This is a genomic window from Arenibacter lacus (assembly GCF_008711145.1).
Lineage (GTDB): Bacteria > Bacteroidota > Bacteroidia > Flavobacteriales > Flavobacteriaceae > Arenibacter > Arenibacter amylolyticus.
In genome coordinates this window covers 25,053-46,844 of record NZ_VVIN01000030.1, presented here as the reverse complement: position 1 = coordinate 46,844, position 21,792 = coordinate 25,053, and the positions used below count along the sequence as shown (strand labels likewise).

At 41.8% G+C, this 21,792-nt stretch carries 15 protein-coding genes and 1 tRNA gene; 11 read left to right on the top strand and 5 right to left on the bottom strand.

Annotated features, from left to right (window positions below; genetic code table 11):
* Positions 1-202: 202 nt before the first annotated feature.
* Positions 203-274, bottom strand: a tRNA-Gln gene (locus F1E73_RS10340).
* A gap of 286 nt (positions 275-560) precedes the next feature.
* Here F1E73_RS10340 and F1E73_RS10335 point away from each other — a divergent pair.
* A complete protein-coding gene (locus tag F1E73_RS10335; protein ID WP_150451851.1) occupies positions 561-3,890 on the top strand; it encodes a glycosyltransferase family 117 protein in 3,330 nt (1,109 codons plus the stop codon).
* A gap of 64 nt (positions 3,891-3,954) precedes the next feature.
* Here F1E73_RS10335 and F1E73_RS10330 read toward each other — a convergent pair whose 3' ends face one another.
* The 3 genes from F1E73_RS10330 to F1E73_RS10320 form a co-directional block, all read right to left on the bottom strand.
* Positions 3,955-4,251 carry a thioredoxin family protein gene (locus tag F1E73_RS10330; protein ID WP_086477665.1) on the bottom strand — a complete coding sequence of 99 codons (297 nt, stop codon included), beginning with the start codon at positions 4,249-4,251 and terminating at the stop codon, positions 3,955-3,957.
* Positions 4,252-4,342: 91 nt separating this feature from the next.
* Positions 4,343-5,572, bottom strand: a complete 1,230-nt coding sequence (locus F1E73_RS10325) for a metallophosphoesterase (protein WP_086477666.1) — start codon at positions 5,570-5,572, stop codon at positions 4,343-4,345.
* 55 nt (positions 5,573-5,627) lie between these two features.
* The gene (locus F1E73_RS10320) at positions 5,628-6,353 is read right to left on the bottom strand and encodes a copper homeostasis protein CutC (RefSeq protein WP_086477667.1); all 726 of its coding nucleotides are present in this window, start codon (positions 6,351-6,353) and stop codon (positions 5,628-5,630) included.
* A gap of 42 nt (positions 6,354-6,395) precedes the next feature.
* Here F1E73_RS10320 and F1E73_RS10315 point away from each other — a divergent pair, with 42 nt between their 5' ends.
* From F1E73_RS10315 to tsf, 6 genes are all read left to right on the top strand, one after another.
* Positions 6,396-7,391, top strand: coding sequence for an isoaspartyl peptidase/L-asparaginase family protein (locus F1E73_RS10315; protein WP_086477668.1), 996 nt, complete (start codon positions 6,396-6,398; stop codon positions 7,389-7,391).
* A gap of 42 nt (positions 7,392-7,433) precedes the next feature.
* Complete coding sequence (gene polA, locus F1E73_RS10310) at positions 7,434-10,280, top strand: DNA polymerase I (protein ID WP_150451850.1); 2,847 nt, start codon at positions 7,434-7,436, stop codon at positions 10,278-10,280.
* A 584-nt stretch (positions 10,281-10,864) separates the two neighbouring features.
* The gene (rplM, locus tag F1E73_RS10305; RefSeq protein WP_086477670.1) at positions 10,865-11,320 is read left to right on the top strand and encodes a 50S ribosomal protein L13; all 456 of its coding nucleotides are present in this window, start codon (positions 10,865-10,867) and stop codon (positions 11,318-11,320) included.
* Entirely contained in the window at positions 11,320-11,706 is a 387-nt protein-coding gene (gene rpsI / locus F1E73_RS10300; RefSeq protein WP_086477671.1) for a 30S ribosomal protein S9, read from the top strand. The genes rplM and rpsI overlap by 1 nt, the downstream gene beginning before the upstream one ends.
* 237 nt (positions 11,707-11,943) lie before the next feature.
* On the top strand, positions 11,944-12,804 hold the full coding sequence (gene rpsB / locus F1E73_RS10295; RefSeq protein WP_086477672.1) for a 30S ribosomal protein S2: 861 nt from the start codon (positions 11,944-11,946) through the stop codon (positions 12,802-12,804).
* A gap of 96 nt (positions 12,805-12,900) precedes the next feature.
* Positions 12,901-13,725, top strand: coding sequence for a translation elongation factor Ts (gene tsf / locus F1E73_RS10290; RefSeq protein WP_086477673.1), 825 nt, complete (start codon positions 12,901-12,903; stop codon positions 13,723-13,725).
* Positions 13,726-14,127: 402 nt separating this feature from the next.
* Here tsf and F1E73_RS10285 read toward each other — a convergent pair whose 3' ends face one another.
* Positions 14,128-16,020, bottom strand: coding sequence for a M61 family metallopeptidase (locus F1E73_RS10285; protein ID WP_150451849.1), 1,893 nt, complete (start codon positions 16,018-16,020; stop codon positions 14,128-14,130).
* Positions 16,021-16,254: 234 nt separating this feature from the next.
* Here F1E73_RS10285 and pyrH point away from each other — a divergent pair, with 234 nt between their 5' ends.
* The 4 genes from pyrH (at position 16,255) to asnS (ending at position 21,763) form a co-directional block, all read left to right on the top strand.
* Positions 16,255-16,962 (top strand): UMP kinase, encoded by a 708-nt coding sequence (pyrH, locus tag F1E73_RS10280; protein WP_086477705.1) that lies wholly within the window; start codon positions 16,255-16,257, stop codon positions 16,960-16,962.
* 41 nt (positions 16,963-17,003) lie between these two features.
* Entirely contained in the window at positions 17,004-17,558 is a 555-nt protein-coding gene (gene frr / locus F1E73_RS10275) for a ribosome recycling factor (RefSeq protein WP_086477674.1), read from the top strand.
* A gap of 281 nt (positions 17,559-17,839) precedes the next feature.
* Positions 17,840-20,254 (top strand): efflux RND transporter permease subunit, encoded by a 2,415-nt coding sequence (locus F1E73_RS10270; protein WP_150451848.1) that lies wholly within the window; start codon positions 17,840-17,842, stop codon positions 20,252-20,254.
* A 75-nt stretch (positions 20,255-20,329) separates the two neighbouring features.
* Positions 20,330-21,763 (top strand): asparagine--tRNA ligase, encoded by a 1,434-nt coding sequence (asnS, locus tag F1E73_RS10265; protein WP_150451847.1) that lies wholly within the window; start codon positions 20,330-20,332, stop codon positions 21,761-21,763.
* Positions 21,764-21,792 lie beyond the last annotated feature (29 nt).

The window sequence follows — 21,792 nt, the reverse complement described above, 5'->3', positions numbered from 1 at the left end:
GTATTTTGATTGAGGGGGAAAGGTATAGTTTAATTGAAATCCGAATAATAAGCCCTACTTAAATCAGAATTAATCATTTACATAAACACAACAACTAGTCATGATCTCTTAACTGCCAACATCAAAAAAAGCCTTAAAAAGACACCCCTAAAAACAAAAATCCCGCAATCCATTTGTATCAATGCTTTGCGGGAAATTATTGTTGGTCTACTAGGACTCGAACCTAGAACGACTGGACCAAAACCAGCTGTGTTGCCAATTACACCATAGACCATTACCGTAATTCAGCGTGCAAATTTAGAACAAAGTTTTATATCCACAAACATTTTGACATCATTTTACAAAAATAGTGAAAAAATGCTTTTCCCCCAGCCAATTCACCCACTCATATTTCACCTTTAAACCCCCAAACACCTACACCCTCCTTCTATTCCAAACATGCAAGCCTACCATTTACAAGTAACATTAAAAGCGCATTATACCTGTTAAAGGTTTAAGAAAAAATGGCTGTTTATATTATATAATTAGTAAATTCGCCCTTTTGCATAACAACAAACCAAATGCTTGTAACTAACTTTAAAAAATGGGACACCATCACTGGATGGTTTGTTTTTTTTATAGCCCTAACCGTTTATACCCTTACTGTAGAACCCACCGCTAGTTATTGGGATGCCGGGGAATACATTTCCACTTCCGCTAAATTACAGGTAGGTCACCCACCAGGAGCCCCACTATATCAAATTATAGGGGCGTTTTTTGCCATGTTTGCCCTAGAGGCAAACCAAGTTGCAAAAATGGTCAATATGATGTCGGCCGTTTCCAGCGCCTTCACCATTCTCCTCATGTTCTGGACCATTACCAACCTCACCAAAAAACTCATTGCAAAAAAAGAAGAACTGACCAATAGCAAGGCCATTGCCATCTTAGGTAGCGGATTGGTAGGCTCTTTGGCCTTTACCTTTTCGGATAGCTTTTGGTTTAACGCCGTAGAAACAGAAGTATACGCCATGGCCAGTCTTATTATGGCCCTCCTTCTATGGCTAGGTCTAAAATGGGTAGATGATTTGGATAACCCTAGAGGCAATAAATGGATTATTCTCATTTCCTTTGTAGTGGGACTCACCTTTGGTATTCAGTTTATGGGCTTCTTAGCAATCCCTTCTATTGGACTGTTATACTACTTTAAGAAATACAAGACCACAACCATAAAGAACTTTCTATTAGCCAATATTATCTCGGTGGCCATTTTACTGTTGGTTTACAAATTTTCGCTCACCTACGTATTAAAACTTTTTGGATGGAGCGAGGTGTTTTTCATTAACAATCTTGGACTCCCCTTTAATTCGGGTACCATAATAATGGGGCTTATTTTTATTGGGATTTTCTTTTTTGCACTTCGTTATACCAGAAAGAACCACTATGTCACAGCAAACACCATTACGCTATGCCTTATGTTTTTGTTCTTGGGCTTTTCTTCTTGGTTAATGCTTCCAATAAGGGCCAATGCCGATGTGGTGATTAATGAAAACGACCCCTCGGATGCCAGGTCATTATTAGCATACTACAATAGAGAGCAATACCCAGGGGTAGACAGTCCGTTTTACGGCGCCTACTATTCCAACACCTTTGCCTCCCCAGGTGAAGAAAGGGACGAGCAACCCAAGTACGAGAAAGACTATGAGACTGGAAAATACATCATTGTAAATAAATACAAGAACGCTTTACAAGGCCCCAACCCCAATCACGTTGGATTCTTACCCCGCTTGTGGAGCGAGCAGAATGCGGAGAATTACATGAAGTATTTTTACCCGCTAGAATTCAAGATAAAATCGTCCTACCTAGGAAATACCGAACTAAGGGAAGCTGTAGGCCGCTTTAGGGATGGGTATGCCAGAGGTGAAATAGACACTTCCCAGTATATACGATTTTTAAGGGAGTTTAGTGAATATATAGATGTGCAACCTCCTACGTTGATGCAAAACATCAGCTATATGTTCCAGTTTCAGTTTAACTATATGTATTGGCGCTATTTTATGTGGAATTTTGTTGGAAAACAAGACGACATACAAGGTAGGTACAACAATCACGGAAACTGGCTTAGCGGTATCAACTTTGTAGATAGTGTTCGCCTAGGCAGCCAGGAAAACCTGCCCAGCGACATCAAAAACAACAAGGGAAGGAACACCTACTTCTTCTTACCCTTACTTTTGGGGATCATTGGACTCATATTTCAGATCAGCAAAAACCCGAAGCAATTTTGGGTGCTGTTTGTATTCTTTATTTTCACCGGAATTGCCATACAATTTTATACCAACCCCGGCATTTTTCAACCTAGGGAACGGGACTACTCCCTAGTGGGATCGTTCTATATTTTTGCGATATGGATTGGCCTAGGGGTCTACGGACTCTTTGAGGAATTCCGAAAATTATTAAAACCCAAAATACTGGCCCCGGCAATCACCTTACTTTGCCTACTGGCTGTACCTGGGGTAATGGCATTCCAAAATTGGGACGACCACGACCGATCTAATCGATATACCGCAAGGACTACCGCCATGGCTTACCTGTCTTCTACTCAGGAAAATGCCGGTGCTATTATATTTACCATAGGGGACAACGATACCTTCCCCCTTTGGTATGTACAGGAGATAGAAGGTTTCCGCACAGATGTACGGGTGGTGAACACCAGCCTTTTTGCCACGGACTGGTACATAGACCAAATGAAAATGCAGGCCTATGAAAGTGAGCCAATCCCGTCTCAGCTAACTCACGAAAAATATAGGTTTGGTACCAGAGATGCCATCTACTATAATGGTTTAACGGAAAACCGATGGAACATAAAAGATTTCATGAATTGGATAGATAGCGACAGGGAAGAAACCAAATTTAAGAGCATCTTAAAGCGACAAGGAGCCGATCTTAGCCAATATTCGGAAAACAATCTGGACGTAGTATTCTACCCCACCAATAAGATCAGGATCCCCGTAAACAAGAAAAATGTTCTGGAGAGCGGCTTGGTGAAAGCCAAAGACTCTGCCCTTATTGTAGACTATATTGATATTGACCTTCCAAAATCGGCCTTACCCAAAAACAGGATCCTTATGTTGGATATCATTGCCAACAACGATTGGAAGCGTCCTATCTATTTTTCTGGCGGAAGTTTTGATCCTGCAGAATATATCTGGATGAAGGATTACCTGCAACTAGATGGATTGGCCTATAAATTGGTACCTATTAAAACCCAGAACAGGAATAGCTATGAAATGGGAAGGATAGATACCGATTTAATGTACGATATCGTAAAAAAATGGGAATGGGGCAACGCTGGGAGCCCAGACATTTATCACGACGTACAGACACGGACCCAAGCACTATCTTTCCGCGGAAATTTGGCTCGTTTAACGGAGGCCTTAATCCAAGAGAATAAAATAGAAAAAGCAAAGGAAATCATAGATATTGCCATGGAGAACATGCCCGTGGAATATTTTGGATACTATGCATTTGTAGAACCTTTTGTAGATGGCTATTTTAAAGTAGGTGAAACTGAAAAGGCACGTGAACTCTACCAAAAACTAAAGACCATATATCAGGAACACTTAGATTACTATGTTAGTCTTCCCTTTGAAGATCAGCGCATGTTCCTAGACGATATTATCCCTGATCTAGAAGCCTACAGTAGAATAATAGACATCCTGATCAACAACAAGGAGAAAAATATGGCAGAAAAAGAAACCCTTGTTTTCAACGAATACATTGCCAAGTTCGAACGCTTTTACAGAAGCGATGCCGTAGAAGACATGCTGCCAGAAGAAGAGCCAGCAGAGGTAGACTCTACAGCCTTGGATATTATCCCAGAGCAGAAATTGGATAGCATTACCCCTATTCAATAAAGGGTACAACAGCGCATAAAAAAACCGGGAACTAAAGTCCCGGTTTTTTTATGCTTTTATCGCATTAGATATACTCGTTTAAGATACCAATCAATGTATTGGCATCTTGCTCCCCACTCTGCCGCCATACCATTTCTCCTTTTTTATAGATCATGAGGGTAGGAAGCCCCTTCACCCTAAGGGCTTGGGCCAGCTCTTTATTTTTATCCACATCAATTTTTATCACCTTGCCTTTATCGCCTAATGCTGCGGCAACATCCTTTAAAACCGCATGCATGGCGGTGGATTGCTCATTCCATTCGGCATAAAAGTCCAATAATACCGGACCGCTGATATCAATTAAATCTCCAAACTTAGACATATAGTATTCGTTGCTTTATCAATCAAAAATAAGAAAAAATGCCAAAAAACCATCGTCCGCCCTGTTTTTATGAAGCCTAGCGCTGCCTCCCTTAGGCAACCAACTTCTTTTTTAGGGTGATTACGGTAATTTCGGGCCAGATACCTACTCTCCCTGGGTACCCCAAAAATCCAAATCCGCGATTCACGTTAATCAGCTGTCCCAACTCTTCATAAACCCCCGCCCAGTATTTATAGCGCCATTTTGCCGGACTCCATTTTATCCAGCCCGGTATCTCTATCCCAAACTGCATTCCATGAGTATGTCCGCACAGGGTAAGGTGGTAGTGATAGGGGTGTTTCAAAACCTGATCTTCCCAATGCGAGGGATCATGACTCATTAAGATCTTAAAATCATCTTTATGTATCTGGGCCGTAGCTTTGTTAAGATCCCCCGCTTTTTTAAAGCCTCCTCTCCCCCAATTCTCTACCCCTACTAAGGCAATTTTATCCGCACCTCTTTTGAGATACCTACTTTCATTAAGCATTAGATCGAAACCTATTTCGCGCTGCAACTCCATCAACATCTCTAGATTCTCCCTCTTTTCCTTCTCGGTTTCCCACTCTACATAATCCCCATAATCATGATTCCCCAAAACAGAAAACTTCCCATCCTTCGCTTCCAGACTAGCCAAGAGATCCTTCCACGGCAGCATTTCCTTCGCCATATTGTTCACCATATCCCCCGTAAACAGCAGCAAATCACTTTTTTGCCTATTGATTAAATCTATACCATAGGCAATTTTCTTTCTGTTATCAAAACTGCCACAATGAAAATCGGAAACTTGCGTTATTCGGTAACCGTCAAAACTATCGGGCAGATCCTCAAACTCCATTTGATAGCGCAACACCTTAAAATTATACTTCCCCCTATACATCCCATAAAGCAAAGCGGAAAAAGGCAAGGCCGCAATACTCAAGGCAATCACACTCAAAAATCGCCTTCGCTCCGGCAAACTAAAAACTTTTGGAGTACCGTTTACCTTTAAATACAGTCCGGATAGAAATCTAAATATATCCTCCGAGAACAGAAAGATAATGGTAATAACCTTAAAGGACAAGATAGCCATCAGCAAACCAAAGGCGTAACTTTTGGGAACGTTTAAAACCCTCCCTGGGGTATCGCCCAAGGTGAATTGATAAATAAAATTACCTAGCACCAACAAGGAAAGCGCCATCCCTCCGTAATACACCCAGGGAAACCTAGTGACTGTCCTAAGTGCTTGCAAGGTATAAATTGCCAGAAGAACATATAAAATAACAAAAACGATCCATCTAAGCATGTATTTATTTTTTAGTAAAGATATTGGTTTTCAACCACTAGGCATGGCACCACTCCTATTCTTTTACCCTACACACTACATTTCGCAAGACCTCCAGACTACTAACCCCTACTTCGTCGTCCCTTAAAAAACTAGGAGAACTCATCGGAATCTCCGGTTTCTGGGCCAAGGTTTTATGAAATTGGATACCCGACAAATGCACTGCTGCAAACCCCTTCTCTTTAAAGATATGCACATTGGTATCCCGTATACCTCCTCCAGGCATAATAACTAGACCCTGCGTATTTTTTTGCAACTCCCACAACAGTTCCAAACCTTCCTCGCAGGTCTTCTGCTGCCCACTGCTTAGAATGGTAGCCACCCCCATCTTTTCCAATTGCTTTAATGTTTTCATGGGGTCTGTCACCCAATCGAACGCACGATGGAAAGTGAACTCCAGCGGCGAGGAGATTTTCAACAGTTCCTTGGTACGCTCCACATCCAAACTAAAATCTGAATGCAATACCCCAGAAACTATTCCGTTAAATCCCAATTTCTTGCACAAGGCAATATTTTCCTTCATTATTCCAAATTCCGATTCGGAATAGGTAAAATCACCACTTCTGGGCCTAATCAGCACATTTACGGGAATTGTTATATGTTTTCTTATCGCTTTTAACAAGCCATAGGAAGGGGTTACCCCACCTACCCCGAGCTCTGCACACAATTCAATTCGGTCAGCACCAGCATTTTGGGCGTTTAAAGCAGATTCTAAAGAATTGGCGCACACTTCTACAATCATATTTCTTATATTTAGGACCTTAAAAATAAGTAACAGAATCCAATGAAAAGAAGAAACTTCCTCAAAAATTCTACCCTTACCACCGCGGGTATGTTATCCGTCCCTTTTTTAACCTCTTGCCAGGAAAATTCATCAAAAAAGCTTGCTGGCAGCGATAGTTCCAAAACCATAAGACCCATTGCCATTTGCACATGGAATTTTATGAATGCTACTGCTAAAGCCTGGGAGGTACTAGAAAAAGGAGGATCTTCATTGGATGCGGTGGAGCAAGGAGTAATGGTAGAGGAGGCAGACATCAACAATGAGACTGTTGGTGTTGGCGGCAGACCAGATAGGGATGGCCGTGTCACTTTGGATGCCTGCATCATGGACAAGGATGCCAATTGTGGAGCGGTCTTGTGCTTGGAGAATATAGCGCATCCTATAAGCGTGGCCAGAAAGGTGATGGAAGAGACCCCACATGTTATGTTGGTAGGCAAGGGAGCAGAGCAGTTTGCCTATGAGCAAGGTTTTCCCAAGACCAATTTACTTACCGAAAAAGCCAAGAAAGATTGGTTAGAATGGAAGAAGAATTCCCAATACGAAACTATAATCAACATAGAAAATCACGACACTATAGGGATGTTGGCCATAGACAAGGATGGGGATATAGCCGGGGCTTGCACCACTAGCGGAATGGCCTATAAAATGGCCGGACGCGTTGGCGATTCGCCCATCATTGGTGCCGGACTCTTTGTGGACAATGCCGTAGGCGGAGCTACCGCTACTGGGGTTGGAGAAGAGGTAGTCCGAACCGTAGGCAGTTTTCTCATCGTAGAATTAATGAGACAGGGAATGTCGCCCCAAGAAGCTTGCGAGGAAGGCGTAAAGCGAATCATGGAAAAGAACAAAGACCGCAAGGACTTTCAAATAGGCTTCATCGCTATTAATAAAAAGGGTGAAACAGGAGGCTATTGTATTCACCCTGGGTTTAGTTACCGCACCTACTCCGAAGAGGGGCATACAAACAACCCATCGGACTCCTTTTTAAAGGCATAATCTATTTACAAATAAAAATTACTTCGGAAACAATCCAATAAAATGGCTGAACAAAAAAAACTTTTTCTACTAGATGCTTATGCCCTTATTTTTAGGGGTTACTATGCCCTAATCAAAAACCCTCGAATAAATTCCAAGGGAATGGACACCTCTGCAATCATGGGGTTCATGAACTCCTTACTGGATGTAATCCGACGGGAAAAACCAGATCACTTGGCCGTTTGCTTTGACAAGGGCGGAAGTGTAGACCGCACCGAACTTTTCCCTGAATATAAAGCCAACCGGGATGCTACCCCAGATGCAATAAAGATTGCCGTACCCTATATACAGGAAATCCTAAAAGCAATGCATATCCCAGTAGTGGAACTGGAGGGCTGGGAGGCCGATGACATTATAGGCACCCTGGCCAAACAAGCTGAAAAAGAGGACTACCAAGTTTATATGGTTACCCCTGACAAGGATTTTGGACAGTTGGTATCCGAAAATATTTTCATGTACCGCCCTGCCCGTATGGGGAATGGGATTGAGATTTGGGGTATTCCCGAGATTCAAAAGCGCTTTGGCGTGGACCATCCAGAACAGGTCATAGATTACCTGGGAATGATGGGCGATGCCAGTGATAATATCCCAGGACTTCCTGGAGTTGGAGACAAAACCGCCAGAAAATTTATCGCAGAGTACGGCTCCATGGAGAACCTCCTAGCCAATACAGATCAACTAAAAGGAAAAATGAAGGAAAGGGTCATTGAGAATGCCGAATTAGGCCTGCTTTCCAAAAAATTAGCTACCATACACACGGACTGTGATGTAACTTTCAATGCTACCGATTATGAACTTACCATGCCCGATGGGGATAAGGTGCAAGAATTGTTCGAGGAACTGGAATTTAGAAGACTAAAAGACCAGTTCATTAAACTCTTCTCTACGGAACCTGCTGAGGCCAATGGCGAAAATGACAAGAAAAAAAAGGACAGCACAGCAAAAAAAGAACCCGCTTCCGCTGGCAGCGGTCAATTCTCTTTATTTGGAGGGGGCGACAAAGATTCTGGTGGCACTGTGGAAGAGTTCTCCAGTAGAAACACCATAGCCAACACTCCCCATGTATACCAGAGCGTGGCACCCGGAATGGCCATGAAACTATTCCTGAAAAACCTCATGAAGCAGCCAGCCGTTTGTTTTGATACGGAAACTACTGGGTTAAATTCACTTACCGCAGAACTGGTTGGCATCGCCTTCAGTTGGGAAGCCGGAAAAGGCTTTTACGTTCCCTTCCCCGAAGACCGTTCCGAGGCGCAGGAACTAATTAACCTCTTGAAACCATTTTTTGAATCGGAATCCATTGAGAAAATTGGTCAAAACTTAAAATACGATATTAAGGTATTACACAAGTATGGGGTTACCGTAAAAGGCAAGTGTTTTGATACCATGCTGGCCCATTACCTGATTAATCCAGATATGCGCCACAATATGGACGTCCTAGCGGAAACCTACTTAAATTATACTCCCATCCCTATTACCGACCTGTTAGGTAAAAAAGGAAAAAACCAACTTTCTATGAGGGAGGTAGACTTGCAGAAACAGACCGAATACGCGGTAGAGGATGCGGACATCACTTTTCAGTTGGCACAACATTTTAGGCCAGAATTAGAAGAGGCCAAAACACAAGACCTCTTCAACGATATAGAAATTCCACTTCTAAAGGTATTGGCAGACATGGAATTGGAAGGGATTAATCTAGACAAGGAGTTCTTAAACTCCCTTGCCCAAGACCTGGACAACGATATAAAGAATTTAGAGCAGGAAATATTCAAGGAAGCCGGGGAAGAGTTCAATATTGCCTCCCCTAAACAGCTGGGAGAAATATTATTTGACAAGCTTAAACTAGTCGCCAAGCCAAAAAAGACTAGAACGGGACAATATTCCACCGCCGAGGACGTACTTTCTACCCTGGCCAAGGATCATCAAATCATCAGGAACGTATTAGACTATAGAGGGCTCAGCAAACTTAAAAGCACCTATATAGATGCCCTACCCTTACAAATAGAGGAAAGCACAGGAAGGGTGCACACAGACTATATGCAAACGGTAGCCGCAACGGGCCGTTTAAGCAGCAACAACCCCAACCTACAAAATATCCCCATCCGTACAGAAAGAGGCAGACAAGTGAGAAAAGCCTTTGTACCCAGAAACGAGGACTACGTTTTATTGGCGGCAGATTACTCCCAGATAGAATTGCGCATCATTGCTGCATTGAGTGAGGAATCTACCATGATAGAAGCATTTAAAAATGGAGAGGATATTCACGCTTCCACCGCCTCCAAAGTATTTAATGTACCCTTGGAGGAAGTTACCAGAGAACAACGAAGCAACGCCAAGACCGTAAACTTTGGAATTATATATGGGGTATCGGCCTTTGGATTGAGCAATCAGACCGATCTTTCACGTGCGGAAGCAAAAGACCTGATAGACACCTATTACAAAACCTACCCCAAGCTCCGTAATTACATCAGCGAGCAAATAGATTTTGCCCGTGAAAACGGTTATGTACAAACAGTATTGGGAAGGCGCAGGTACCTAAGGGATATCAATGGAAGTAATGCAGTAGTTAGGGGTGCCGCAGAAAGAAATGCGGTAAATGCCCCCATACAAGGAAGTGCAGCAGACATAATTAAGGTAGCTATGATCCATATCCACCGAAAACTGAAAGAAGGCAACTACAAAAGTAAAATGCTTCTTCAGGTTCATGATGAATTGGTCTTTGACGTGTACAAACCCGAATTGGAAGCCCTTAAAACCATGATTAAAACGGAAATGGAAAATGCGTATAAGTTGTCCGTACCATTAGACGTAGAACTAGGGGTTGGTGAAAATTGGTTAGAAGCACATTAGAAATTGTTTCTTTTAGATCAGAAGTTTCCCCTACCTATATTATAAGGTATCCCATAGCCGTGTATCAAGCTTTGCTATAACAACCCTAAAGGGCCCCACGACACACGTCTACACGGGGTCCTTTATACCTTATATAGGTGGTTAGAAAAAACAACTCCAAAAAACTTCCCCTTTGGCAGGGGCCGCTAGCGCTTCCTTGTTAATTACAACTAAACAACCATAAAGGGACTAAGCACCTTTATTCGCCCTATGTAATCCACCACAATCCCATAGGATGATACTTTAAAATACCCATAGTAGTCTTGAGGCCTCTTATGGTGACATTTTATATTTTTGCAGCGCCTATTAAATTTATATCAGAAAAAGATTTGAAAGCCACCACAAAACACCATGAATTTGAAATTATCTAAGCGTGGCAAACCCTTACTTCCCTAATTGTAAACCATAAAGAAGAGGTGTAAATTAAATTGAAAAAATAAATTCTATAAAATAATAAGAAGCAAGCGTTTGTAATTCAACTTAATAATTGTACATTTGCAGCCCGTTATTCGGGATTTTAGTGTTTAATAAATAAATATATTAGTGTGGATACATTAAGCTACAAGACGATTTCGGCCAATAAGGCAACCGTTGACAAAGAATGGTTACTAGTTGATGCTGAAGGAGAAACATTGGGCCGTCTTGCTTCTAAAGTAGCAATGTTACTTAGAGGGAAGTACAAGCCAAGTTTTACGCCACATGTTGATTGCGGAGATAACGTTGTTATCATCAACGCCGATAAAATCAACCTGTCAGGCAAAAAGTGGGATTCAAAAACCTACGTTCGCTACACCGGCTACCCAGGAGGTCAAAGGTTCACAACAGCCAAAGAATTGTTGACAAAAGATCCAGCGCGTATTATCGAGCGATCTGTAAAAGGGATGCTACCTAAAAACAAATTGGGTGCAGCACTTTTTAGAAACCTTAAGGTATATGCTGGAGCGGAGCACAATCAGGAAGCGCAAAAACCAAAAGCAATTAACTTAAACGACCTAAGGTAATGGAGAGAATTCATAAGATTGGCAGAAGAAAAACAGCGGTTGCCAGAGTTTACCTAACTCAAGGAGATGGGAAAATAACCATCAACGACAAAGAATTGGCTACCTACTTTCCTACTGCAACATTACAGTACAAAGTACAGCAGCCTTTTACTTTAACTGATAACGTAGATAATTTTGACGTTAACGTGAACGTATTTGGTGGCGGAACTACAGGACAGGCAGAAGCAATTCGTTTGGCCTTATCCAGAGCATTATGCGAATTGGACGAAGAGCACAGATCAGCGCTTAAGCCAGAAGGTCTTTTAACAAGAGATCCAAGAATGGTAGAACGTAAGAAATACGGACAGAAGAAAGCTCGTAAGAAATTTCAGTTCTCTAAGCGTTAATATTACCTTATTTAAGTCGATACTGGCAACAGTATCCTATTGTCAAAAATTGTTCATTGAAAGCTTTCTTTACAGAAGGCAATTAAAATATACCGATCCAATTACATTGGAGCTAGGTCCGGGTAGCCCTCGAACCCAGTAACGGCAAATTAGTTTAGCATCTAAATAGTAAAGGCTCCCTTAGTTGGGTACCACTTTATTATTGCTAATTCAAAGGAACGTAAACTAAGAAAATACATGGCTAGTAAAATTGAAGTAAAAGACCTATTAGAGGCAGGTGTGCATTTTGGCCACCTTACCAGAAAATGGAATCCAAACATGGCGCCCTACATCTACATGGAGCGTAATGGAATCCACGTTATCAACCTATACAAAACTGTTGCAAAACTAGAGGAGACCAATGAGGCTCTTAGAAAAATTGCAGCATCCGGCAGAAAAGTACTTTTCGTTGCCACTAAAAAACAAGCTAAAGACATCGTAGCCGAGAAAGCTGGGAATGTAAATATGCCTTACATCACTGAAAGATGGCCTGGAGGTATGTTAACTAACTTTGTTACTATCCGTAAAGCTGTTAAGAAAATGGCTAGCATTGATAGAATGAAGAAAGACGGAACTTTTAACACGCTATCTAAAAAGGAGCGTTTACAGGTAGACCGTTTACGTGCCAAATTAGAAAAGAACTTAGGTTCTATTTCCGATATGACCCGTCTTCCTGCAGCGATCTTCGTTGTAGATACTATGCGCGAGCACATTGCAGTGAAGGAAGCTCAAAAGCTGAACATTCCAATTTTCGCTATGGTAGATACCAATAGTGATCCAAGAGAAATTGACTTTGTAGTTCCATCTAACGATGATGCTTCTAAGTCTATCGATATCATTATGCAATCTGTTACTTCTGCTATTGCTGAAGGATTGGCCGAGCGTAAATCTGAAAAGCAGTCTGAAAAAGAAGGCAAGGAGAACGCTAAGCCAAAGGAGAAGAAAGCAAAAGTTAAGGCTACTGCCGAAGCACCTGAGGCCAAAGAAGCTAAGAAAGAAGAGAAGGCTGCCGAAGAGCTTCCTAAAACAGAAGATGCAGGCACTAAAAGCGACGAATAGATCAACCTTCTTTATCTATAATCGAAAATCAATTTAACCCTCCCCTGTACGCAGACCAATGTTCTCTTTATAGGGGGGAATTAAAACAAAAATAAAATGGCAAAAATTACCGCCGCAGAGGTAAATAAATTAAGAAAGACAACAGGTGCAGGCATGATGGATTGCAAAAAGGCACTAGTTGAAGCTGAAGGAGATTTTGATACCGCAATTGAAATCCTTCGTAAAAAAGGACAAAAAGTAGCAGCTAAAAGAGCCGACAGAGAATCTTCTGAAGGGGCTGCTATCGCTAAAGTTAATGCCGATAACACTACAGGAGTTATTATCTCCTTGAACTGTGAGACCGATTTTGTTGCTAAGAACGATTCTTTTGTAAGCTTGGCTAATGAATTGGCTGACCTTGCTTTGAACCACGAGAACAAAGAAGCTTTCTTAAATGCCGATTTCAACGGAATGACGGTACAGGACAAGCTTACCGAACAAACTGGTGTTATTGGTGAGAAGATTGAAATAGGCGGATTTAGCCGACTTTCTGCTCCGTTTGTAGGTTCTTACATTCACGCAGGAAACAAGATTGCTACCCTAGTAGGACTTTCTGCTGCTGTTGAAGGTGCTGAAGTTGCTGCTAAGGATGTAGCTATGCAAGCTGCTGCGATGAACCCAATTGCTCTTAATGAGGATGGTGTAGACCAAACTGTTATAGACAAGGAAATAGAAATCGCTAAAGACCAATTGCGCGAAGAAGGAAAGCCAGAAGCCATGTTAGACAATATTGCTAAAGGAAAACTTAACCGTTTCTTTAAAGACAATACCTTGGTAAATCAGGCTTTCATTAAAGATAGCAAACAAACCGTTGCAGAATACGTAAAAACTTTCGACGCCAACTTGGAAGTAACCGGTTTTGAAAGAGTTGCATTAGGATAATCCTAGCAACCCATACTCTACGACCCGCTTTTTATATAAAAAGCGGGTTTTTTTGTGCCTTTCCCTAGCCTTACAAGGTCTCTTATTTTCAAAAAGGAGCTATATATTCCCGAAAGAAAAACCTTCCCTACCCCAACTCCCATTCAGCTTAAAACGCAATAAGGCCTAACCACCTAGCTTAGATTTTGCACGAAATAGCCCTTAAACCGCACCCAACAATATTGTAGCGCCCTGCTAGACCAAAACAAGACAATTGGGATGCCTTTGCCTAGATCTTTCCTAAAAACGCACCACATGACTCCGTGGACATCTGTAACTGACCAAGGAACACATACAGCAAACAAGAAATAGGGCATAAAAAAAGGCGCTGTTAGAGCGCCTTTTTCCAATAATAACTATGTGTTATCCCTTTAACCAGGATTCCCTAAGTTTTTGCTGCTCTTGGGTAACTCCTGCTACGGGAACCAATTTTTTAACCTCCATGGTAGGCGCCCCCACTTTACCACGTAGCAATAGCTCTTTCCCATCCCTTAGCACCACTATCTCAATCTCCTTATCCGGTGTCCATCCAAAACTTTGACCTATAATTGGCCTCATACTCTCCAAGGTAATAACCGTGCCGTCTATGCTTTGGATAACATCTCCTCCCTGCAAGCCCAAATCAGCATAGAAAGAACTCAGAGAGATACCTTCCCTAACAAAGACTTGGTTCATCTTTTTAGGATCTACATCTATCATTGGCATCTCCCCATCAAAGAAATATCCGCTTGGCTCCACTTCAGAAACCACCTGGAGTCCCACTTTACTCCAATACGCTTCATAATCTAAGGGAGTATCCCCCACAACGTGCACATCAAAAAATTCTTGAATTTCGGGATAGGTCAACTCCACAATTTCAGCTATTAGCTTGTCATCTTCAAAGGGCCTGTGTTCCCCATACTTTTTAGACAACTCCTTTAAAAGCCACAACACCCCTTTCTCTCCCTTACTCAATTCTCTAAGCCTAATATCGAGCGCCATATTCACCAAAGCCCCCTTCTCGTAAATATTGATAAAATTACTCTTATACGGTTCGGCCAGTACATTTTTGCTCAGTTGAGTCAGGGACATTTCATCATCATAAGACCTAGAATTGGCTACCTTATCCATTAATCGTCCATAGAACTCCTCCTCAGCGATGATACCCTGATGAATTTGAAAGAGATTCGCAAAATATTCCGTAGTTCCTTCGTACAACCACAGATGCTGAGACATTTTAGGCTCATTAAAATCGAAATAGTGTATTTCCTCCGAATGAACACTCAAAGGAGTTAGAATATGGAAAAACTCATGGGATACAATATCAATCAAGGCTTCCTCTAAACGATCTTTTGGCATCCCCTCTGGCAACACTACTACCGTAGAAGTATGGTGTTCCAAAGCACCATAACCACTTGCATCCGTCTCCTCCATGGTAGAGAGGTACAATAAAATAGCATATTGCTTGGTGCTATTGATATCTCCCAAAAACTTCTTTTGTCCAGCCATCATTTTCTCCATACTCCCCTTGAGGTCGGTAGCCGTATACAAACCATTAGGGGAGTACACACTTAGCGTTACCTCAATATCATTTACGATAAAGGTTTCGGTATTGGGTTTGGAGTATAAAATAGGATTGTCAATTATTTCGAAATAACGATCAGCCTTAAAGACATCCACTCCAGTGTCTTGTTCATCTATAGTCCCCTTATCCAAAGTTGTAACTGGCTCCAATCCTTTAGGCGCCTTAATCCTTAGCGTATAGGGCACCTCCTTAAGATCCGTGAAATAGCCAACAAATCCATGGAGGTTCAACATAAAATTCTCGCCCTCCAAAATATTGGTCCCCGCCGGTGAAAAAACCTTTTCCTCCACCTCGCCTTCCGTATCATAGGTGTCGTTCACCCAATAAGCCACCTTATCCAAATCCTTGGCATTGGCAATATACCAAGCGTTATCATCCAACCGATCCACAGCAAGCGCTTTCCCCTTGTAGTCTAAGGCCTGGAACTGTTCTATATATTTCCCATAATTATCCACGCTATAGGTACCGGGCACTATAGCCGGAATATAGAAAGTGACTCCTCCAGAAGGAAAAGGTCCTGGATCTACCGTTACCTTCACCTTATCCCCCACCACGTTCACCAAATCCATACTAGCGATAATGGGGGGTGTCTCCGAGCTAGTCGATAATTTAGAAGAACCGCAGCTATAGATAGCCATAGCGGTCAATCCGATCACTACACCTCTTCTTATTCTATTTAATTTTTTATACATAGGATACATAATTATGATTAGGCAATACCAGCCTTATACCAAGCAGCGGCACTTAAAAAAATAAGCTACTGTTCCCTCAATACAAAATTGGGCTTTGCATATTATAAACAAGATTAAAAAAATAAATTTATCTGTCACTATTCATTGTGAAATAATTAGGAGGCACGAATCCTCACCAACAGTCTGCTTCGTACATATTTTTTATTATTTTTGCTTTGAATTAATCAAAGCATGATGCAATACAAAAGAATTCTATTAAAACTCAGTGGTGAAGCCTTAATGGGAGAAAATCAATACGGCATAGACCCAAAAAGACTATCAGAATACGCCGAGGAGATTAAAGAAGTAGTAGACAAAGGCACTGAGGTTGCTATTGTAATTGGAGGAGGAAACATTTTTAGAGGCTTGGCAGGTGCCAGTCAAGGAATGGACAGAGTACAGGCAGACCATATGGGAATGTTGGCCACAGTGATTAACGGCTTGGCCTTGCAAAGCGCTTTGGAATTAAAAGGAGTACAGACCAGATTGCAATCGGCCATACAGATCAATGAGGTGGCCGAACCTTTCATAAGAAGACGAGCTATGCGCCATTTGGAAAAAGGAAGGGTCGTTATTTTTGGGGGTGGTACTGGGAATCCATATTTCACTACCGATTCGGCCGCGGTTTTACGAGCCATAGAAATAGAGGCCAATGTGATCCTTAAAGGAACCCGTGTAGATGGCATTTATACTTCAGATCCCGAGAAAGATGAAACAGCCACTAAATTTGATACCATTACCTTTAAGGATGTATTAACCAGAGGGCTAAAAGTAATGGACACCACGGCATTTACCCTTAGCCAGGAGAATGAGTTACCCATAGTAGTTTTCGATATGAACAAGAAAGGAAACCTTCTAAAACTGGTTTCCGGAGAAAACATTGGGACGGTAGTTAACCTATAGTTTCCACAATTTTCGAATTACATCTAATTAACATATAGCATATGAACGAGGATATTAAATTTATACTGGACACCGCCAAAGAAGGCATGGATGGCGCCATTGAGCACTTGGAACGTATGTTCGTGAAGATCAGGGCAGGAAAAGCGAGCCCCGTAATGCTTTCTAGCGTGATGGTAGAATACTATGGTTCACAAACCCCGTTGTCTCAAGTAGCCAACGTAAGCACCCCCGATGCCAGAACCCTATCTGTTCAGCCATGGGAGAAGAACATGCTCCAAGAAATAGAAAAGGCGATTATGAACGCTAACTTGGGCTTTAACCCTATGAACAATGGTGACTATGTAATCATCAATGTTCCACCATTGACCGAAGAGCGCAGGAGGGACTTGGTAAAACAAGCCAAAGCCGAAGCCGAAGAGGCCAAAATAGGTATTAGGAACTCCAGGCAGGAAGCCAACAAGGATATCAGAAATCTGGATGTATCCGAAGACTTGCAGAAGGGTGCCGAGAACGACGTGCAGACCCTGACCGACAAATACATCAAAAAAATAGATGCCCTATTGGATGTTAAGGAAGCCGAGATAATGACCATCTAATTAGAAACAATAATTACCAGAGAGCGACTACCACAGTCGCTCTCTTCCTTTTACCGGGAAGGGCACCCCATGGCAAAACACCCTATCCAAAACCCGCTCGGTCCCCAGCAGTTTGGCACGCTGGTATTTTGACTCCCCATCCTAGGAACAAAAGCAATCATTCTCTACCTTTGCGCGCATATAAATTTAGTTTCCGCGCTGTACATTTTCATCAAACCGGATTTTAATACAAGAGATTTTTTTGCCCTTTAGGGCTAAGTGATAAACGAAGTATCTACCAGATGGTTGCAAAGCTAACACAAGGTTTTTGGGCAAAAACCGTACGAATAATACTTAGAAACAGAATCCTTATCCTATTACTCCTAGCTGCCACTACCGTTGGCATGGGGCTACAGTGGGATAAAATGCAATTCTCCAACACACAGGCCAATCTTTTGCCAGATCATCATCCGGTGAATTTGGAATACCTAAAGTTCTTAGAACAATTTGGGGAAGAGGGCAATGCAATGGTACTAGCGATAAAGGACAGTACCGTGTTTGCCCCGGAAAAATTTAATCGCTGGAACCGATTGAGCAAGCAGCTGGATGCTTTCCCAGAGGTAGATTTTGTACTATCTACAGACAACCTTCAAGAATTGGTTAAGGACAACGAAGGGAATAAATTTGTTATGCGCCCTCTAATAGAGACTCCTCCAACAACCAAAGAGGCCATCGATAGTATTACCAACCACCTCTTTAACGAGCTGCCGTTTTACGAGAACTTAATCTACAATAAAAAGACACATACGATACGCACCGTTGTTTACTTGGACAAAGACCTTGTGAACACCTCCGTCCGTAAAGATTTTATACTAGAAGAATTTAATCCCTTGATCCAAAGTTTTGAGAAAGAAACTGGGATGGATGTTAGGGTATCCGGGATGCCCTATATAAGGACAATGAACTCCCAAAACATTATAGATGAAATAGGGAAATTCATCTTAGCGGCCCTGGGGGTAACCTCCTTAATTTTCTTTTTCTTCTTTAGAAGCGTTAGGGCTACGTTCATTTCTATGCTTGTAGTAATTATTGGGGTAATGTGGGCCTTTGGTATTTTAGGTCTTTTGCAATATGAAATAACGGTTTTAACAGCCCTCATCCCTCCCCTGATCATTGTTATAGGAATCCCCAATTGCATCTTTTTAATTAACAAGTATCAGCAGGAAGTTAAAAAACATGGCAACCAGGCCCTTTCCCTACAACGGGTAATCTCTAAAATTGGGAATGCCACCCTAATGACCAATGTCACCACCGCCTCTGGCTTTGCTACCTTTATTATTACAGACAGTAAATTATTAAAGGAGTTTGGTATTGTAGCATCCATAAATATTCTCGGGATATTTGTGCTCTCCCTCCTTATCATTCCCATTATTTACAGTTTTATGCCACTTCCAAAGAGCAAGCATTTAAAACATCTAAATACTAAATGGATAGAGACCTTTGTCAATTGGATGGAGCGAATAGTGCGCGAGCGAAGGATAGCCGTTTATATCGTATCCATTTCCCTATTGGTAGCGAGCATTATTGGTATTTATCAAATAGAAATCTCTGGCAGTCCTATTGAAGACATGCCCAAAAAGGCGAAGTTCTTTAAGGACATAAAGTTCTTTGAACAGGAGTTTGACGGTATAATGCCGGTAGAAATTGTAGTAGACACCAAGAGGCCTAGGGGGGTGTTAAGACCCACCAACCTAAAGAAAATGGACGAATTGGGGAGTCATATCGTGGACATTCCGGAATTATCCAGACCTATTTCCATGGTAGACCTTGTAAAATACTCCAAACAGGCCTTTTACAACGGAATTCCCAAATACTACCAACTCCCCACCTCGCAAGAGAACAATTTTATCATGGATGTTGCCCGTAACTCCGAAAACAACGGCAACCTTCTTAGCAGTTTTGTAGATAGTACTGGACAGATAGCCAGAATAACTACCTATATGAAAGATGTGAATACCGAAAGAATGGAGGCCATTGAAGGTACACTCCAAGATCATATCGATAAAATATTCCCATCGGACCGTTATGAGGTAAGCATGACTGGGAGTGCGTTGCTATTCTTAAAGGGCACCAAATACTTGGTTAAAAACCTAATATTGTCCCTAAGTTTGGCCATAGGCCTTATTGCCTTGTTTATGGCCTACTTATTTCGCTCCTTCAGAATGGTGATCATCTCGCTTATCCCTAACTTACTACCGTTAATTGTAACCGCCGGAGTGATGGGATTTGTAGGAGTCCCCATTAAACCATCTACCATCTTAGTCTTTAGCATCGCCTTTGGAATCTCTGTGGACGACACCATACACTTTTTGGCAAAGTACCGCCAAGAACTCATTGCCAACAAATGGAAGATTAAGAAATCTGTCTACGCCGCACTAAGAGAAACGGGGGTCAGTATGTTTTACACCTCCATTGTATTATTCTTTGGTTTCTCTGTCTTTACCATCTCCAGTTTTGGGGGCACCGTGGCCTTGGGATCGTTGGTTTCTGCCACTCTATTGTTCGCAATGTTGGCAAACCTACTATTATTGCCCTCCCTGCTGCTTTCCCTAGAAAGAAGCATCGCCAATAAGGAGGTCCTTAAAGAACCGCAAATAGACATTCTTCCCCAAGAAGATTTAAATTCGGCACAGGAAAAACAAGATCTTTCAAAATAAAACTTAAGGCCCTGTAGAACCTACACATAATATTGAAAATGGCTATCTTTGCCACTTAAATTACAAGCAATAAGCATGAGCACATATAACGTAAAAGAATTACTCTCAACAGCCCACCTTCACAAAGAAGTTACCGTAAATGGCTGGGTAAGATCCTATAGAAGCAATAGGTTTATCGCCCTTAATGATGGGTCTACCATAAAGAACATACAATGCGTTGTAAATTTTGAGGAGTTTGATGACCAACTCCTTAAGAAAATCAATACCGGTGCTGCATTGAAAATTTCGGGTACCTTGATAGAAAGTCAGGGTAAAGGCCAAGATGTAGAGATAGAAGTAAAGGAACTTACCGTATTAGGTGAAGCAGATCCGGACACCTATCCTATACAACCTAAGAAACACTCCTTGGAATTTTTACGTGCTAAAGCCCACCTTAGGGTTCGCACCAATACCTTTGCCGCCATCATGAGGGTACGCTCTACCCTATCGTTTGCCGTACACCAGTATTTTCAGAAGAACGGTTTCCAATACGTACATACCCCAATAATTACAGGATCGGATGCCGAAGGTGCGGGAGAAATGTTCCGTGTATCTACTTTGGATATGAAAAATACCCCTTTAACCGAAGACGGTGAAGTAGACTATAGTGAGGATTTCTTTGGAAAAGAAACTCATTTAACCGTTTCCGGACAATTGGAAGGGGAAGCATACGCAATGGGCTTGGGAAAAATATACACTTTTGGCCCAACTTTTAGAGCAGAAAATTCCAACACTTCCAGGCATTTATCCGAATTCTGGATGATAGAGCCCGAGGTAGCGTTTAATGACCTAGATGCCAATATGGATTTGGCCGAAGATTTTATTAAAGAAGTGATCAACTATACCCTGGAGCACTCCAAGGATGATTTAGAATTTTTAGAGCAGCGACTATTAGACGAAGAGAAAAACAAACCAATGGCAGACCGAAGCCCTATGCCGTTGATAGAAAAGTTAAAATTTGTATCGGAAAACACCTTTAAAAGAGTTTCCTATACCGAGGCCATAGAAATTTTAAGGAATTCTAAGCCCAACAAAAAGAAACGCTTTCAGTATCCAATAGACCAGTGGGGAGCAGACCTGCAGAGCGAGCACGAACGCTATTTGGTAGAAAAGCACTTTAAGTGTCCCGTAATCCTTTTTGATTACCCTGCAGATATCAAAGCGTTTTATATGCGATTAAATGAAGATGGAAAAACGGTGAGAGCCATGGATGTTCTATTCCCTGGAATTGGCGAAATTGTTGGAGGATCACAGCGTGAAGAGCGACTAGATGTATTAAAGGATAAGATAAAAGCCCTAAACTTAAGTGAAGAAGAACTTTGGTGGTACTTAGAATTAAGGAAATTTGGTACTGCCGTACACAGTGGCTTTGGTCTTGGTTTTGAGCGCTTAGTACTCTTTGCAACTGGCATGGGTAATATCAGGGACGTAATTCCATTTCCCAGAACCCCACAAAATGCAGAATTCTAATCTTTATTCTTTAACTTTATAAGAAAGAT